This is a genomic window from Stenotrophomonas sp. TWI700, from assembly GCF_039673645.1.
Classification (GTDB): Bacteria; Pseudomonadota; Gammaproteobacteria; order Xanthomonadales; family Xanthomonadaceae; genus Stenotrophomonas; species Stenotrophomonas maltophilia_AA.
The window spans coordinates 24,998-42,187 of the sequence record NZ_JBDJMB010000018.1; the positions used below are offsets into that span (position 1 = coordinate 24,998).

The 17,190-nt window shown below is 66.8% G+C and carries 15 protein-coding genes and 1 riboswitch; of the genes, 10 read left to right on the forward strand and 5 right to left on the reverse strand.

Going from position 1 to position 17,190, the window contains the following annotated elements:
• The first annotated feature begins 19 nt into the window (after positions 1-19).
• From ABE473_RS13305 to map, 4 genes are all read left to right on the forward strand, one after another.
• Positions 20-2,308, forward strand: a complete 2,289-nt coding sequence (locus tag ABE473_RS13305; RefSeq protein ID WP_346489786.1) for an Orn/Lys/Arg decarboxylase N-terminal domain-containing protein — start codon at positions 20-22, stop codon at positions 2,306-2,308.
• Positions 2,309-2,336: 28 nt separating this feature from the next.
• Positions 2,337-3,239, forward strand: a complete 903-nt coding sequence (locus tag ABE473_RS13310; protein WP_346489787.1) for a cation diffusion facilitator family transporter — start codon at positions 2,337-2,339, stop codon at positions 3,237-3,239.
• Positions 3,240-3,312: 73 nt separating this feature from the next.
• Positions 3,313-3,525: a ParD-like family protein gene (locus tag ABE473_RS13315; RefSeq protein WP_019185031.1), complete on the forward strand. Its 213-nt coding sequence runs from the start codon at positions 3,313-3,315 to the stop codon at positions 3,523-3,525.
• Entirely contained in the window at positions 3,522-4,289 is a 768-nt protein-coding gene (gene map / locus ABE473_RS13320) for a type I methionyl aminopeptidase (RefSeq protein ID WP_346489788.1), read from the forward strand. Before ABE473_RS13315 ends, map begins: the two co-directional genes overlap by 4 nt.
• Before the next feature lie 4 nt (positions 4,290-4,293).
• Here the strand turns inward: map and ABE473_RS13325 are convergent, their stop codons facing one another.
• Together ABE473_RS13325 and ABE473_RS13330 are read right to left on the reverse strand one after the other, a co-directional pair.
• Complete coding sequence (locus tag ABE473_RS13325) at positions 4,294-5,070, reverse strand: LytTR family DNA-binding domain-containing protein (protein WP_346489789.1); 777 nt, start codon at positions 5,068-5,070, stop codon at positions 4,294-4,296.
• Positions 5,067-6,203, reverse strand: coding sequence for a histidine kinase (locus ABE473_RS13330; RefSeq protein ID WP_346489790.1), 1,137 nt, complete (start codon positions 6,201-6,203; stop codon positions 5,067-5,069). Before ABE473_RS13330 ends, ABE473_RS13325 begins: the two co-directional genes overlap by 4 nt.
• 184 nt (positions 6,204-6,387) lie before the next feature.
• Between ABE473_RS13330 and ABE473_RS13335 the strand changes: the two genes are divergently transcribed.
• Positions 6,388-6,765, forward strand: coding sequence for a hypothetical protein (locus tag ABE473_RS13335; RefSeq protein ID WP_346489791.1), 378 nt, complete (start codon positions 6,388-6,390; stop codon positions 6,763-6,765).
• A 29-nt stretch (positions 6,766-6,794) separates the two neighbouring features.
• Here ABE473_RS13335 and ABE473_RS13340 read toward each other — a convergent pair whose 3' ends face one another.
• On the reverse strand, positions 6,795-7,712 hold the full coding sequence (locus tag ABE473_RS13340) for a LysR family transcriptional regulator (RefSeq protein ID WP_346489792.1): 918 nt from the start codon (positions 7,710-7,712) through the stop codon (positions 6,795-6,797).
• Positions 7,713-7,851: 139 nt separating this feature from the next.
• Between ABE473_RS13340 and ABE473_RS13345 the strand changes: the two genes are divergently transcribed.
• The 5 genes from ABE473_RS13345 (at position 7,852) to pnuC (ending at position 14,712) form a co-directional block, all read left to right on the forward strand.
• The gene (locus ABE473_RS13345; RefSeq protein ID WP_176988673.1) at positions 7,852-8,241 is read left to right on the forward strand and encodes a RidA family protein; all 390 of its coding nucleotides are present in this window, start codon (positions 7,852-7,854) and stop codon (positions 8,239-8,241) included.
• A 72-nt stretch (positions 8,242-8,313) separates the two neighbouring features.
• The gene (locus tag ABE473_RS13350) at positions 8,314-10,512 is read left to right on the forward strand and encodes a hypothetical protein (protein ID WP_346489793.1); all 2,199 of its coding nucleotides are present in this window, start codon (positions 8,314-8,316) and stop codon (positions 10,510-10,512) included.
• Positions 10,513-10,614: 102 nt separating this feature from the next.
• A complete protein-coding gene (locus ABE473_RS13355; RefSeq protein ID WP_346489794.1) occupies positions 10,615-11,751 on the forward strand; it encodes a phosphotransferase in 1,137 nt (378 codons plus the stop codon).
• A gap of 39 nt (positions 11,752-11,790) precedes the next feature.
• Positions 11,791-11,886: riboswitch (TPP riboswitch) on the forward strand.
• A gap of 67 nt (positions 11,887-11,953) precedes the next feature.
• Positions 11,954-14,119 (forward strand): TonB-dependent siderophore receptor, encoded by a 2,166-nt coding sequence (locus tag ABE473_RS13360; protein WP_346489795.1) that lies wholly within the window; start codon positions 11,954-11,956, stop codon positions 14,117-14,119.
• Positions 14,116-14,712, forward strand: coding sequence for a nicotinamide riboside transporter PnuC (gene pnuC, locus ABE473_RS13365; RefSeq protein ID WP_346489796.1), 597 nt, complete (start codon positions 14,116-14,118; stop codon positions 14,710-14,712). The genes ABE473_RS13360 and pnuC overlap by 4 nt, the downstream gene beginning before the upstream one ends.
• 48 nt (positions 14,713-14,760) lie before the next feature.
• On the opposite strand, the gene ABE473_RS13370 is transcribed toward pnuC, so the two are convergent.
• Positions 14,761-16,812: a TonB-dependent receptor gene (locus ABE473_RS13370; RefSeq protein WP_346489797.1), complete on the reverse strand. Its 2,052-nt coding sequence runs from the start codon at positions 16,810-16,812 to the stop codon at positions 14,761-14,763.
• A 142-nt stretch (positions 16,813-16,954) separates the two neighbouring features.
• The gene (locus ABE473_RS13375; RefSeq protein ID WP_179458702.1) at positions 16,955-17,188 is read right to left on the reverse strand and encodes a hypothetical protein; all 234 of its coding nucleotides are present in this window, start codon (positions 17,186-17,188) and stop codon (positions 16,955-16,957) included.
• Positions 17,189-17,190 lie beyond the last annotated feature (2 nt).

Below are 17,190 nucleotides of genomic sequence, written 5' to 3' on the forward strand. Positions count from 1 at the left end.
TTCCCCCAGGAGAATCCCTGTGTACTTCAAGTCCCTTGATTACCCGATCATCGTCATCGACGACGACTACGAATCCCCGCGCATCGGCGGCATCCTGATCCGTGCGCTGGTGGACGAGCTGCGCAAGAGCGACCAGCGCGTGCTGTGCGGTCTGACCCTGGCCGACGCCCAGGCGGGTGCACGCACCTATGTGGCGGCTTCGGCGGTGCTGATCTCCATCGACGGCACCGAGGAGAACCCGGAGCAGTTCCAGCGCCTGCTCGGGTTCCTGCGTGAGCAGACCGCCCGCCGCGCGAACCTGCCGGTCTTCCTGTACGGCGAGCGGCGCACGATCGAGAAGGTGCCGAGCAAGCTGCTCAAGTTCGTGCACGGCTACATCTTCCTGTTCGAAGATACCAAGAGCTTCATTTCGCGCCAGGTGATGCGCGCGGCCGAAGACTACATGGCCAACCTGCTGCCGCCGTTCTTCAAGGCCCTGATCCACCATACGGCCGAGTCGAACTATTCCTGGCACACGCCCGGTCATGCCGGCGGCGTGGCGTTCACCAAATCACCGGTAGGGCGCGCGTTCCACCAGTTCTACGGTGAGAACACCCTGCGCAGCGACCTGTCGATCTCGGTGCCGGAGCTGGGTTCGCTGCTCGACCACAGTGGTCCGATCAAGGAAGCCGAGAACGAGGCGGCGCGCAACTTCGGTGCCGACCATACCTTCTTCGTCACCAACGGCACCTCCACCGCCAACAAGATCGTCTGGCACGGCACCGTGGGGCGCGGCGATGTGGTGTTCGTCGACCGCAACTGCCACAAGTCGCTGCTGCACTCGCTGATCATGACCGGGGGCATCCCGGTGTATTTCACCCCGAGCCGCAACGCGCACGGCATCATCGGCCCGATCAGCCTGGATCAGTTCACCCCCGAATCGCTGCAGCAGGCCATTGCCGCCAACCCGCTGGCCAGCAAGGCCTACAAGGCCGGCTCCAAGCCGCGCATCGCGGTGGTGACCAACTCGACCTACGACGGGCTGTGCTACAACGCCGAGAAGATCGCCGAGGAAATCGGCAGCGCGGTCGACTTCCTGCATTTTGACGAAGCCTGGTACGCCTACGCGGCCTTCCATCCGTTCTACGAGAACCACTACGGCATGGCCAAGGGCAAGCCGCGCGAGCAGGATGCGATCATCTTCACCACGCACTCCACGCACAAGCTGCTGGCTGCGTTCTCGCAGGCCTCGATGATCCACGTGCGCAATGCGGCCTCCCGCGAGCTGGATGCCGAGCGCTTCAACGAAGCCTTCATGATGCACACCACGACCAGCCCGCATTACGGGGTGATCGCGGCCTGCGATGTGGCCTCCAAGATGATGGAGGGCGCGGCCGGTGAATCGCTGGTTCAGGAAATGCACGACGAAGCGATCGCCTTCCGCCGCGCGATGCTGCATGTGCGTGAGGACCTCGGCCGGGACGACTGGTGGTTCAGCGTATGGCAGCCGGACAAGCTGGAGCGCTCGCTGGCCAAGGGCGACGCACCGGCCCCGATGGTGGCCAAGCGCAGCGAGTGGTACCTGCAGCCGGACGCGCACTGGCACGGTTTCGAGGGCCTGGTCGACGACTACGTGCTGATCGATCCGATCAAGGTGACTCTGCTGACCCCCGGGCTGTCGATGGATGGCGAGATGGGCAAGCGGGGTATTCCGGCTGCGGTCCTGAGCAAATTCCTGTGGACCCGCGGCATTACCGTGGAAAAGACCAACCTGTACTCGGTGCTGTTCCTGTTCTCGATGGGCATCACCAAGGGCAAGTGGAGCACCCTGGTGACCGAGCTGATGGCGTTCAAGGAGCTGTACGACAGCAACGCGCCGTTGACCCGTGCACTGCCGCAGCTCGCGGCCGAGTTCCCGATCGCCTACGCCGGCTGGGGTCTGCGCGACCTGTGCGATGCACTGCACGCCTTCAACGCCGAGTTCGGCGTGGCCCAGGTGATGCGCGCGATGTACGTGGACCTGCCCGAGCCGGTGATGACCCCGGCCGAGGCCTACGACCACCTGGTGCGCGGCCAGATCGAGCGGGTCGACATCGAGCAGATCAGTGGCCGCATCGCCGGCACCATGCTGGTGCCATACCCGCCGGGCATCCCGACCATCATGCCGGGCGAGCGCTTCGGTGCCAGCGATGAGCCGATCATCCAGTCGCTGCGGATCGCCCGTGAGCAGAACGCGCGCTTCCCGGGCTTCGAGTCGGATGTACACGGGCTTATCATCGACACCGACGGCGATGCGCCGCGCTACAAGGTGGAGGTGCTGAAGGTCTGACGCCCGCGCGGAGGACCCTCGGCCAGCGATGGATACAGCACGCGAGCAGCGGGTCCTCACGTTTTCCATCGGGGTGACGATGGCGGTCAGCGCCGTCGGCTTCATCGGGGGCCTGCTGGTGGGATCGCAGGCCATCCTGTTCGACGGCGTCTACAGCCTGGTGGACGTGGCGCTGACCCTGGTGGCGTTGTCGGTGCTGCGGCTGGTGGCGCGGGAAGAAAGCCCGCGCTTCCAGTATGGGTACTGGCATCTGGAGCCGATGGTGGAGGCCCTCGGTGGGGCGATCCTGTCGCTGGCCTGCATCTATGCATTGGCCAACTCGGTGATCGGGCTGACCACCGGCGGGCACGAGGTCAAGGCCGGGCCTGCGCTGCTGTGGGCCGCTGTGCTGTGCGTGAGCAACCTGGCCATGGCGGCGTTTGTGCGTATCCGGGCGATGCAGCTGCATTCGGCCCTGCTGTGGCTGGATGTGCGCGCCTGGCTGCTCAGCGGGCTGATGAGCCTGGCCGTGGTGCTGGCGTTCGCGATCGCCTTGCTGCTGCGCGGCGGCGAGCACGCCCACTGGATTCCCTATCTGGATCCGCTGGTGCTGGCCGCGATCAGCGTCGCGGTACTGCCGGTACCGCTTCGCAGCGCCTGGAAGGCCATGCGCGAAGTGCTGCAGGTGGCGCCGGATACGCTGGATGCGCGCGTGCAGGCGGTGATGAAGGACTTCGTTGCCGAGCACGGCTATGTGGATTTCACCAGTCACGTCGCCAAGATGGGCCGCATGCGGTTCGTGGAAATCCACATCCTGACCCATCCGGACACCGTGATCGGCACCATCGGCAACGTGGACGCGATGCGCGACGAGATCGCCGAGCGCTTGGATGCGCGCGGCAGCGAGTTCTGGCTGACCATCGATTTCACGGCCGATCCGGCCTGGACCTGAGGCCAGGGGGGGCGCTGGCCCCTGATATACGAAACATATATGATGCGTATATCAATCTTCAGAGGGCTCGCCCATGGGCATCGTCAACATCGATGACGAACTGCACGACAACCTGCGCCGCGCCAGCGGCGTCTCGGGCCGCTCGATCAATGCCCAGGCGGGGTTCTGGATCAAGATCGGCATGCTGTGCGAAATGAATCCCGGCTCGACCTACCAGGAGATCGTCAACCGTGAACTGCGTGCCGCCGGGGTCGAACCGGGCGCGTTGCGGGTGGCCGAAGCATGATCAAGACCGCTGAAGAACAGGCGCTGATGCGCGCATCGGGCCGCCTGCTGGCACAGGTGTTCGAAGCGCTGGACGCGCTGTCGCTGGAGGGCATGAGCACGCTGCAGGTGAACGACTGGGTCGAGCGCTTCATCGTCGATCAGCTGCACGCCCGTCCGGCGAGCAAGGGCCAGTATGGCTTTGCTTACGTACTCAATAGTTCGATCGACAACGTGGTCTGCCACGGGGTGCCCTCAGCGGATGTGATCCTGCGCAGCGGCAGCATCGTCAACCTGGACATCACCCTGGAGAAGGGCGGTTACATCGCCGATTCCAGCAAGACCTACCTGATCGGCGAGGTGGACTACGCCGCCAAGCGGCTGGTACGGGTCACCCGCGAGGCGATGTGGAAGGGGATCGGCGTGGTGCGCCCGGGCGCGACGCTGGGCGACATCGGGTTTGCGATCCAGCAGCATGCCAAGGCGCATGGCTACAGCGTGGTCCGCGAATTCTGCGGCCATGGCATCGGCCAGGAGATGCACGAGGAACCGCAGGTGCTGCATTACGGGCGCCGCGGCGACGGGCTGGAGCTGGAAGAGGGCATGACCTTCACCATCGAGCCGATGATCAACCAGGGCCGCGCGGCCATCGACATGAGTGACGACGGCTGGACCGTGACGACCCGTGACGGGAAGCTGTCGGCGCAGGCCGAGCACACGGTGCTGGTCACCGCCGAGGGCGTAGAGGTGCTGACGCTGCGCGCGGGCGAGCGGATGCCGGATTGACCCGTCATTCGCTGCGCGTGGAGACCAGTTTGAGGAATGCCTCGTTCTGATACCGGCTCATGCGCAGCTGCTGGCCGGTGTCCATGGTCACCACGTGGTGGCCGTTGAACCACGGATGGATCGCCTTGACCCGCCGCACGTTGACGATCGCCGAGCGATGCACGCGCGCGAAGTGCCGCGGGTCCAGCCGCGCGGCGAGGGTGGTCATGGTCTCGCGCAGTTCGTGCATGCGGTCGACCAGGTGGATCTCGACCGTGTTGCGTGCCGCCTTGATCCAGACGATGTCCTCCACCGCCACCAGCACCACATGCTCATCGACGCGCACCGGGATGCGCTGCAGGTAGTCGTCCCGCTGACGCAGTGCATCCAGCGCCTGCAGGATCTGCGCCGAGGCCTGCGTGCCCATCGCGCTTGACGCCGTCACCCGGGCTTTGGCCCGCTCAAGCGTGGTGGCAAAGCGCTCGCGGCTGAACGGCTTGACCAGATAGTCCACGGCATTGGCCTCGAAGGCCTTCACTGCGTACTGCTCGTACGCGGTGACGAATACGGTGGCCGGCATCCGCGCCGCACCGATGGTGGCGACCACGTCCATGCCGTTGATCGCCGGCATCTGGATGTCCAGGAACACCAGGTCCGGTGAGTAGCTGCGGATCGCGGCGACCGCCGAGATGCCATCGCCGCATTCGCCGACGATCTCGATCCCGGGATCATCGCGCAGCAACCGCACGATCGCGTGCCGGGCGATGGGCTCATCATCGACCACCAGCACGGTCAGGCTCATGCCGGTGCGATCCCCGGCGTTGTCCCCGGGATGAATTCGGGTGCCTCGTCGGCACTGTCCAGGTCACGGAACGGCACGCGGATGCGGCAGGCCACGCCTTCTGGCCAGAGCATGTCCAGGCGGACGTCGGCGGCATCGCCGTACAGCTCCTTCAGGCGCAGGCGTGTGTTGTTCATGCCGATGCCGTGCCCGGCCGATGCGGCCGGTTCGGCCGAGAGGGTGCTGTTGCGGTTGCGGACTTCGATGCACAGCGTGTCGCCATCGCGGCGGGCCTCGATCTCGAGGGTGTCGCTGCCCACGCGCTGGCCGATGCCATGGCGCAGCGCGTTCTCCACCAGCGGCTGCAGGATCAGGCTGGGCACCGCGCAGTCCAGCGTGTCCGGCGCGATGTACGTGCGGGTGGTCAGCCGATCCTTGAAGCGGGTGCGCTGGATGCCCAGGTACAGCTCGATCAGGTCGAGCTCCTGGCGCAGGCGGATTTCCTGGCCGTCGTAGTCTTCCAGGAACGCGCGCAGCAGTTCGCTCAGGCGCAGCAGCATGTCTTCGGCCGAGACCTTGTCCTCGTCGAGCAGGGTAATGATCGCGTGCAGGGTGTTGAACAGGAAGTGCGGCTGCAGCTGGGATTTCAGCGAAAGCAGGCGCGACTGCGCCAGTTCGGTGGCCAGCTGGCTTGCCTCCAGTTCACGGCGGGCTTTCTCGGCGTGGAAGTGGATGGCCTGCTGGATCGCGAAGAGGGTCCAGTAGGTCAGCAGCCCGATGGCGAAGTGCTGCTCCAGGAAGTAGCCCAACTGCTCGAAGAAACCGCTGGGCTCGAACAGGGTGGAGACGATCGCGCCCACCACCATGGCGATGAATGTCATGCAGAGGCTGGCCACCACCTGCGTGCCGAGCCCGTGGAGGCGCCCGCTGCCGCGCACCGGAAAGCGCTCGGCGAGGCGGAACACCATGGGTGCCAGGGCCGCCCAGGTGTACCACTGGATCAGCGACCACCGCAGGAGATCCCAGAGGGGTTGTTGGCTGTTCGGCAGGCCGGCGTTGATCGAGGTCTGCAGGGCGAACACCACCGCCACCGCCGTCCACAGGGCGAGGTAGCGGGACAGGCGGATCCGGGTGCTGCCGAGGCGAATGTACATGGTCGATTCCGGGCCAGGCATCTCTGGCGAAGCTCATCTTAGGCAGGCGGCGGGAGGGCGGGAAGCGCCATGACGGCCCATTACGATTGGCCTGGTCGTGGCGACGATTCGTCCCGGATCGGTTGGCGGCGAGGGCGCGCGGGCGCGTGATGCAGGGGTTCATCACCCGCCTGGAGACGCTGCCATGACCTTGATCCGCCCCTTCCTGATCGTTTCGCTGATGCTCGCCGGTACCGCGCACGGTGCGGAGGCCCGCTACCTCGGCCTGCTCAACCGGGCCCATGACAGTGTCGTGGCCCTGGACGTCGCGCCTGCCGGGACCGAGGCCTTCACTCCGCGGTCGATCGATGCCCTGCCGGGTGGTGGTGCCGGCACTACGGTCCGGTTGGCCGACGAAGGGTGCCGGTTCGACCTTCGCGTGGCGTTCCGCAATGGCCGGCGCGTGATCTACCGGGATGTGGATGTGTGCAGGGGCGATACGCTGGTCATCGCGCCGCTGAAGAAAACACCCGATGATCGCGCGGTTGCGCTGGAGCCACAGCGTGCATCCCGTAGCCGATAACCGTGGCGTGCAGCCAGTGCGTCCCGCGCTTACGGACGCGCACGTGGCATGCGCTGCTCCCCCAGGGCCGTGATCCAGTCGATGAAGACGCGCAGCTTGGCGCTGACATGCCGGTTCGGGGGGAACGCAAGGTGCAGCGGCATCGCATCGATGCGCCACTCCGGGAACAGCCGGACCAGCTCGCCGGCGGCCACATGCGGGGCGGCCATGTAGTCGGGGAGCCACAGCGCCCCCAGGCCCGCCACGCCCGCGGCGAGATACGCATTGCCATCATCGACCGCGAGCAGGTGGTGCCCCTTCACGGTGACCTGTTCGTCGCCGCGCTGGAGGGTGTAGGGCAGCACCGTGCCACTGCGCGAGCGCAGGTAGCCGACCACGCGATGCGGGGGCTGCTCCAGGTCCTGCGGATGCGCGGGGATGCCCGCCTGCTGCAGGTAGGCGGGCGAGGCGTGGATGCCGGCCTGCAGATCGCCGATATGGCGCGCGACCAGCGATTGATCCGTGATCTGTCCGCCGCGGATCACGCAGTCCACGTTCTCGTCGATCAGGTCCACGTGGCGATCGCTGACGCCCAGATCGAGCTGGATCTCCGGATAGCGGGCAAGGAAGTCGGGCAGGGCGGGCACCAGCACCAGCCGCGCGAAGGGGGCGGGCACGTCCACCCGCAGACGCCCGCGCGGCGCCGCCGCCGCTGTGGACAGGCTGGTTTCAGCGTCGTCGATGTCGGCCAGCAGCCGGATCACCCGCGCGTAGTAGGCCGCGCCATCGGCGGTGACGTTCACCTGCCGGGTGGTGCGGTTCAACAGCCGTACCCGCAGCCGGGCCTCCAGGTGCTGCACCAGCTGCGTGACCGTGGTTCGGCTCATGCGCAGCGTGTCGGCGGCCTTGGTGAAGCTGCCGGTTTCCACCACCCGGGCGAAGGCCTGCATTGCGTCGAACCGGTCCATCTGCATTCCACGGGGGCTGATTGTTTGGATTCTACAAACAATCCTGACGGGCAGGCCGCGTTTATCCCGCGCTCCTGCGGGTCTACCGTGGCGTTTCATTCTTGACGGGCCGTTCGTCGGCCCAAGGCAGAGGTTGATCATGGCAACACGTGACGTCGTTTTCCCGCCGGGCCGCCAGGCCCTGTACGAGCGCAACCGCTATTCGCCGGCCGTGCGCTCCAACGGCTTCCTGTTCGTGTCCGGCCAGGTCGGCAGCCGCGAGGATGGCTCGCCCGAACCCGACCTCGAGGCGCAGGTGCGGCGTGCGTTCGAGAACCTCAACGCCGTGCTCGGCGCGGCGGGCTGTACGTTCGAGGACGTGGTCGACGTCACCGTGTTCCTGGTCAACCCCGAGCAGATCTTCGAGCGCGTGTGGGCCATCGTGCCGGACTACTGGGGCGAGGCGCCGTATCCGACGCTGACCGGGATCGGTGTGACCTGGCTGTACGGATTCGACGTGGAGATCAAGGTGATTGCGAAGCTGCCGTAGCACGCCTTCACGCGGTGACGGCCGCACGTTGTCGATAGTGGGCCGTCATCCTGCTTCCTGTTGCGGATCCACATGCCCCTGATTCCCGAGCGCGTCCAGCGCTGGCCCCGGCCGTGGCGCGTGGCGTTGCTCTCCTTGCTGGCGCTGTACGTGCTGTACCTGCTGGCAGGCAACGTATTCCTCAATACGCCGTTGTTCGATGCGGTCACCAACCGCAAACCTGAAAAATTCACGATGCAGACCGGGCCGGCGCTGACCCTGATGCCGGGCCAGGCCGTGGTCTGGAACATCCGCATGCGTGGCCAGGCCAACCGCACGCAGTATGTGTTCCGCGCCGATCGGGCCAGTGCGTGGATCGACCTGCCGGCGCTGTTCCGCAAGGAAGTGCGCATTCCGCGGATTGACGCGACCGGGGTGGAAGCCGAGGTCGAGCGGGTCGACAAGGCCATCCCGCCACCGCCGCGCGGCGACCGCGGCTGGACCCTGCGCTTCGATGCCATCCACAGCGACACCATCCGCAGCGGCCGTTTCGGCACGCTGCTCGTGGTCGGCCAGGGCCACGGCACGGTCGGTTTCCTCAAGCAGCTCAAGGGCGGCCCTTCGGAGCTGTTCGATTCCACGGCAGGCTTCGACGATGCCCAGGTCAGCTTCGACGGGGTCAACGTGCTGGACGATGCGCATATCGCCGCGCGCTTCCACTTCCCGCGCCACTACCGTGACGACGCGCCGGGGCTGCAGAAACTCGGCATCACCTGGGCACAGCTGCAGATCGACGCCCGCAGCCAGGGCCTGCGCATCGACACCGGCGGCCCGCACGTCAAGGTGGGCAGCGCGGTCTCCAACGCGCGGCTGAAGGCGGATGTGACCCTGGAAGACGGCGCGCTGCGACCCGGCAGCCGTCTGGTCTGGCGTCTGCCGCTGCATGCCGGCGTGCACGCCGACGACCGTGGCCTGCTGTCCCTGCAGTTGGACGTGGCGCAGGACATGCGGGTGCAGGCGCGGCTGCCGCGCGACCCGGAGACGGGCAGCGAGGTCAACGCCGATGTCCGCGTGACCGGCCGGAAGATTCCGTTCCAGGCGCCGGCCGAGCTGCTGCCGCGACTGTCCGGCAGAGTGCAGGGCGCGTGGCAGTTCCAGTCGCTGAACTGGATCAGCGACCTGTTCGTGAAAAAGCCCTGGTTCCATCTGGACGGCGGTGGCCTGCTGAAGGCCGACGTGCTCCTGGCCGAGGGTGAGTTGGCACCGGGCAGCAAGGTGCATATTCCGCAGGTGGCGGCCGTGGCCGAAGTGGCCGGGGTCCGCATGCGTGGCGATGCGCAGGCACAGGGCCGGATCGTCGAAGGCACGCCGGCGCAGGCCGAGCTGAAGGTGCAGATTCCGCGGTTCCAGGCCGCGCCGACCAACGCGCCCAAGGCGCTGTTGTTCGATGGGCGCGAGCTCGCGCTCACTCTGCAGGGCGATGCGCGCCTGAAGCAGTTGAGTGACGGCATGCGCGCCCAGTTGCGTTTCACCGATGCACGCGTGCCGGACCTGACCGCGTACAACCGGTATCTCGGCAACGACAACGTGCGCCTGCTCGGCGGCACCGGACTGCTCAGCGGTGATGCGTCGCTGGATGCGTCCGGCCGGGTCGGCAAGGGCAGGGCCGATCTGCGCGGGACCGGTGCCCGCCTGAGCGTGGCCGGCATCGCGATGCGCGGCGACGCGCAACTGCAGGCGCGCCTGCAGCGTGCTGATTTCGACAGCCGCCAGTTCGACCTCGGCGGCACCACGATGGACCTGCGCAACATCCACGTGGGCGATGAGAAGAGCGATGGACGCTGGTGGGGCAAGGTCGCGATCCGCAGCGGCCACATCGATGCGGCCGCGCCGTTCCAGGTCGATGGGCTGGCCGACCTGCGCCTGCGCGATGCCGGGCCCTTGCTCGGCGTGTTCGCCCAGCGCAGTGAATACCCGCGCTGGGTGCTCGGCATGCTGGACTCGGGCGAAGTGCAGGCCAGTGGCCAGCTGCGCTGGCGCAGTGGCGAGCTGATCGTGGAGGACCTGCAGGCCGAGAACGAGCGGTTGTCCCTGCAGGCGCGGTTGGATCTGAGTCACGCCAAACGCCGGGGTGATCTGTATCTGCGCTGGGGCGTGCTCGGGGCCGGCATCGAGCTGCAGGGCGAGCAGCGCAAGTGGCACCTGGCGGGGGCCCGCGACTGGTATGCGGAGCAGCCGCGGTTGTTGCCGGGCAAGCCGGCGGCATCCAAGCAGGGCGGCGGCACGCCCTGACGGGCGGCGTCTGCTCCCCCTTGCCGGGCCCGGCTTGGTATCCTCGCCGCGCCCACTGTCTGGTGACAGCGTGCCTTCTCGCCGTCATCGACCCGTTATCCCATGAGCAACAGCATCCACCGCGTCCAAGGCCTCAACAACGATGAGGTGGCGGCCGATTGGCCCGCCATCACCGATCGCGAGATCGCCTGGCTGCGCGGGCGCTTCGCCCAGCTGGGCGGGGAGTGCCAGCTGATCTGGCACAGCCCGCGGCCGTTGTCCGCCGCCGCCATCGTCGAGAGCCGGGGCGGAAGGGTGTTCGTCAAGCGCCACCACGGCAGCGTCCGCACGACCGTGGGACTGGCCGAGGAGCATCGGTTCCTGCAGCACCTGGCCGCCCAAGGCGTGCCCGTCGTCGAGGTGCTGCGTGACCGCGACGGTGCAACCGCGGTCGAGCACGAGGGGTGGACCTATGAGCTGCATAGCGTGGGCCGTGGCCACGACCTCTACCGCGACGCGCCGTCCTGGACGTTGCTGACCGATGCCGCGCAGGCACGCGAGGCGGGACGGATGTTGGCGACGCTGCATCGCGCGTCGGCCAGCTACCGCGGACCCCAGCGCAGCACGCACCTGCTGGTCGCGCGCGACGATCTGATCCGCGCCGCCGATCCCGTCGCCGCCCTCCAGGCCGGTCTCGCTGATCGCCCCGGCCTGGCGGCCTATCTGGCACGGCAGGACTGGCAGGCCGATCTGCAGCGTTCGGTGCTGCCGTGGCATGCGGGGCTGGCCGCCCGGCTGCAGGCCGAACCGCGCCTGTGGGCGCACAACGACTGGCATGTGTCCAACCTGCTGTGGCGCCCGCACGGCGATACGTCCGTGGTCGCGACCGTGCTCGATGTCGGCCTGGCCTCACCGACCAGTGCCTTGTTCGATCTGGCCACGGCCATCGAACGCAATGCCATCGCCTGGCTGGCGCTGGAGCACGGGGAGGAGGCCGTGCGCGTGGATATCGCACTGGCGCTGCTCGCGGGCTATCGCGAGATCGTGCCGCTGTCGGCCGAGCGCGTGCACCTGCTGGCCGATCTGCTGCCGGTCGTGCAGTTGGATTTCGCGCTCTCGGAGGTGGAGTACTTCGAAGGCGTGACCCACTCGCCGGCCAATGCGGACGTGGCGTACCACACCTTCCTGCTGGGGCATGCTGACTGGTTCAGCAGCGCCGCAGGCCAGGGCCTGCTGCAGGCGCTGCACGCCGCCGCCTGAGGGCAGGCTCGCAAATCCGTACGGTTTGTAGTGAAATGGTCGCAGAAGCGGGGGTGCCTGGCGAAACCAGGCTGAGAGAGTCCCTTGGAACCTGATCCGGTTTGCACCGGCGTAGGGAGCTTTGAGCAGCAGGCATACCGCCGTGATGGGTCGGTGCGCGTGCGCGCCTTCGCTTCGTCTCCCCTTGCTGATGACGAATCGAATGAACCGCTGCTTCCGCCCCACGCTGTTGTCCGCCGCCCTCTGCGCCGCGCTGCCTCTCCATGCCAACGAACCCGCGGATGCGCCCGAGCGCTCGCCGACTGAACTGGCTGCCGTGCGCGTGCAGGCACATCAGCCGGCGGCCACCGCCACGCAGACCAGCAGCTTCGGCGCCGGTGACTGGAAGAGCACGCCGGCCTCGGTGAACGTGCTGGACCGCGACCTGCTCGACAGCCGCCAGGTCCGTACGCTGTCCGAGCTGGCCAGCAATGATGCCTCGCTGGGCGACAGCTACGCCCCGGTCGGCTACTACCAGAACATCGCGATCCGCGGCTTCCCGCTGGATACCGGCACCGGCTACCGCTTCAACGGGCTGGCCATCACCGGCGAGCAGCGCCTGGCACTGGAGAACATCCAGTCAGTGGAGATCCTCAAGGGCGAGGCGGGTCTCGCCGCGGGCGTCATGGCGCCCGGCGGCATCATCAATTACGTGGGCAAGCGTCCGGCCGAGGTCCGCAACGTCACCCTCGGCACCGATTCGGAAGGCTCGCGCTACACCGCGGTGGATCTCGGCCATTGGCTGTCGCCACGTTTCGGCGTGCGCTTCAATGCGGCCTGGGAAGACAGCGATTCCTATATCGACCACGCCGATGGCCGCCGCAATTTCTACTCGCTGGCCACCGACTGGCTGATCGGCGAACGCGGCAAGCTGGAAGTGGATGCCAACTACCAGACCAGCGCGCAGCGCTCGGCCTCGGGCTATCAGCTGCTGGGCGCCACCGCGCTGCCGCGCGGCGTGGACCGCAAGCACATGCTGGGTTATCAAGCCTGGCAGCGACCGGTCGGCATCGACAGCACCAACCTGACCGCGCTGCATACCTACGATTTCAGCCCACGCTGGCAGTCGCGCGTGTCGGCCAGCTACAGCCGCTCGGTGATCGACGACAACGTCGCCTTCGCGTACGGCTGCTACTACGCCGCCGGATGTGCCGATGGCAGCGTGCCGGGCAACTACTTCGCGCCCAACGGCGACTACGACATCTACGATTACCGCAGTCCGGACGACACCCGCCGCAACCTGGAGTTCCGTGGCGAGCTGCGGGGTGCGTTCGACACGGGTGCCGTCAGTCACGCACTGAGCATTGGCGCGGATCGTTTCGAGCGTACCGTGGACAAGCGCCGCAACGTCAACGAGTACGTGGGCACCGCCAACATCCATGACGCACAGGTGCCGCAGTTCGTCCCGTCGCCGTTGATGCCCGGTGCGTCCGCGCGGCGCCTGGACAGCGCGCAGACGGCGGTCTTCGCGCTGGACCGGATGAGCTTCGGCGATTGGCAGTGGCTGGCCGGGGGCCGTTTCGTGCGCCTGGACGAGCGGGCCTACGACAAGCGCGGCACGCCCGAGCGCCACAGCCGCCTGTCACGCTTCCTGCCGCAGACCGCGCTGGTCTGGAAGGCCACCGATGAGGTCAACGCCTACGTCAGCTACGTGCGCGGCATCTCGCTCGGCCAGGAGGCCCCGTTCTGGACGTCCAACGAAGGCACGTTCCTGCCCGCGGTGCTGTCGCGCCAGGTCGAAGTGGGCGTCAAGTTCGTCCCCGGCGACGCGCTGACCCTCGGCGCGGCACTGTTCCGCACCTCGCAGCCGTTCCAGTACGCCAAGCCGGACGGCAGCGATGCGGGCTACACCTTCGTCGAAGAAGGGCAGCAGACCCACACCGGGCTGGAGCTCACCGCGCAGGGGCAGCTCAGCGAGCGCCTGTCGCTGACCGCCAGTGCCAGTTTCCTGCGCGCCCGTGCACGCGATGCCGGCACGCTGGACTATGAGGGTCACCAGCTGATCAACGTGCCAAAGACGCGCGCGACGGTGCACGCGGAGTACCAGCTGCCGTTTGTGAGCGGACTCGGGGTGACCGGTGGCTGGCGCTACGCCGCCTCCAACGTGGCCACTGCCGATGGCGACGTGAGCGCGCCGGCCTACAGCGTGTTCGACGCCGGCCTGCGCTTCAAGCATCAGGTGGGCGAGCATCCGGTGACCTGGAACCTTTCGGTGGACAACCTGTTCAACCGCTTCTACTGGCGCGATACCGGCAGCAGCTCGGGTGACTACTACCTGTTCCCGGGCGCGCCGCGCCAGGCCCGGTTGTCGGTGACCTTCGCGCTATGAACCCGGCGATCCTGGAATGGTCGGCGGCCGCTGTCAGCATGCTCGGGGTGTGGCTGATGACGCGCCGGGTGCCGTTGGCCTGGCCGGTCGGACTGGTGTCGGTCGCGCTGTACGCGCTGGTGTTCGTGGAGGCCAGGCTGTATTCGGATACGCTGCTGCAGATCGTGTTCGGCGGCTTCCTGGTGTACGGCTGGGTGCGCTGGCGCGGCCAGGTCGAGGACGATGGCAGGGTTGCGATCCTGCCGCTGGCGCGGCGCGCGTTGTGGCGCGAGCTGGGCATCGGCGTGGCCTTCGGTATCGCGCTTGGCGCGGCGATGCACTTCTACACCGATGCGGCGCTGCCGTGGCTGGATGCGATGCTGGCCGCACTGAGCCTGGTCGCCCAGTGGTGGCAGGCGCGCCGGCACACGGCGGCGTGGTGGCTGTGGATCCTGGTGGACGTCGTCTACGTCGGCATGTACATGGTCAAGTCACTGCACGTGACCGCCGTGCTGTATCTGGTGTTCGTCGGCCTGGCCGTGATGGGGTTGCGCGCATGGACGGTGGCGCGCAACGACGCGGTGCTTCACAACGTAGAAGGGCTGCGCGGATAAGTCCGCGCCGCCCTTCGTCACCTCAGGTCTGCACTCGACCCGGCGCGGTCAGAACCGCGCCGTGGCACCCACGAAGAAGGTGCGGGCACCGCCGTCGTAGTTGTTGCCTTCTTCGATGGTGGAGACATCGCCCAGGTTGAGCACGCCTGCACGGACGGTCAGGTGCTCGTTGACGTCGTAGCCGGTGACCAGGTCCCAGGTGGTGTACGCCTTGGCGAACGTGGCACTGGTGGAGGACACCAGCTGCTCGCCGATGTGCTGCGCGCTCAGGTTGAGCGACCAGGCATCGGTGACCTGCCAGTCCAGCGAAGTATTTGCGGTCAGCTTGGGCACCACCAGCAGGCTGGCGCCGGTGGTGCGGTTCTTCGATTCCAGCATGCGCGTGGCATTGGTGATCCAGTTGAGTCGCTCATGCAGGGGCACGGTGACGCTGGCTTCGACGCCGCGGGTGCGGGCCTTCTGGATGTTCTGCGCGACCGTCCACCAGAATCCGTTGACGAAGCTGGTCGTCTGGCCGGGGATGTCACGCAGCGGAACCTGCTGGATCTTGTCATCGAAATCGGTCAGGAAGTAGGTGGCCGACGCCGACCAGCCGTTCTTGTCGAAGCCGACGCCCAGCTCGTAGTTGGTGCTGGTTTCCGGTTCCAGGTTCGGATTTCCGGCCATGTAGCAACCGGTGGTGCCATCGGCGCTGACCGAGCGGTTGGTCCAGCCTTCGGCGGTCAGGGCGGTGCAGCCGTTACCACCGGACTGCGTCGCCGCACCGGCCGTGCCCTGCTTCAGCGTGGGCGCACGGAAGCCCTGCGAGACACCGCCGCGCACGGTCCAGTCATCGGACGGGTGCCACACGCCGTAGACGCGCGGGCTCAGGTTGTCGTCGTAGTTGTCGGTGTTGTCCCAGCGCAGGCCCACGGTGAGGATGAAACGCTCGTGCAGGGTGATGTGATCTTCGGCGAACAGCGCCCAGGAATCGGCTTCGCTGACCGGACTGATGCGGCCGGTGCCGGTCCAGGTCACCGGCACGGTGCCGATGGTGTCGCTGTTCTTCAGCTCTTCGCGCTTCCACTGCCCGCCCACGTTCAGGCTCTGCTCGAAGCCCCAATGGAAGCTGCGGGTGAACGCGGTATCGAACACCGTCTCCTTGGAGTGGTTGCCGACGGCGCTGCCCTTGTCTTCGTAATCGTTCTGCACCAGCGTTGTCTTGGACGTGGCGGCATCGCCGTAGCGACCATCGTGCATGACCACGTAGCCGGTCTGCACCAGCTTGGACAGGCCCCAGGCACCGACGTCACCGGCGCCACTGTTGCGCTGTTCGCCGCGCGATGCCTCGAAACCCACGGTGTGGTCGTTATTGATGCGCCAGTTGAGCAGCGCGTTGGCGTTCTCGGCCTTGTTGCCAGGCGTCTGCCGGCGGCCGGTATCCGATTCGCGGTTGGTGACATTGGCACCGACGCGCAGGCCCAGGTTCTCGGTCAGCGGGCCACTGAACAACGCGCCCATCTGGGTGGTATCACCGCGGGTGGGGGAATCGGGCTTGCTGTAGTTGAAGGTGACCGAGCCACCCCATTCGTCGGCGATCTTGCGGGTGATGATGTTGATCACGCCGCCCATGGCGTCGGAACCGTACAGCGAGGACATCGGCCCGCGCACCACTTCGATGCGCTCGATCATGTCCGGCGAGAGCCAGTTCAGATCCTGCGGGCCCAGGTCATCGCGGTAATTCACGCCGGAGGAATTGCCTTGGCGGCGACCGTCGATGAGGATCAGCGTGTATTGCTCGGGCAGGCCGCGCAGGCGGATCTTGGACTGCGCGCCGGACAGTGCATAACCACCGGTCACGCCGGGAACCGTGCTCAGCAGCTGGCCGATGCTGCTGACCGGCTTGCGTTCAATCTCCTCGCGGGTGATCACGCTGATGCTGGCCGGGGCGTCCTTGATCCACTGCTGGGCGCCGGTGGCGGTGACCACGACGGTGTCCATCTGGCGGGGCGAGGCGGCGTCTGCCGCTACATCCGCATGTGCCTGACTCGCCAGGGCAAGACCAATGGCCACAGTCAGCGTGGCAACGGACCGACGGGAACGGGGGGACGGGTGCAACATCGACGCAGTACTCCTGGAAAAGAGGGGTCCGCTGGCGATGGCTTGGGGACGTCCGTGTGGGAAATTTCAACAACTCTTAACAATCGTATCACGACCCATTCGCATTTGAAATATTAGGATACGTTTGCATTCCCGCGTATTGTCAGCGCCAGCTGGGCGGTTCCCCTTTCTTCCAACAGATCAGCACCAGCGCTATAACGACAGTCCAGGTGCACACTTGGAACGCAACGGGTTCCTTGAATGGCGAGAACACGAATGGGCTGGCCATCAGCAACGCGAACGCGACGGTGTAGACGACCCATCCCTGCCAGGCGCAGGGAAGTCCCCATCCCCAGCCATTGGAACGCGCGACAAACCAGTACTGTGTGTCCTTCATCT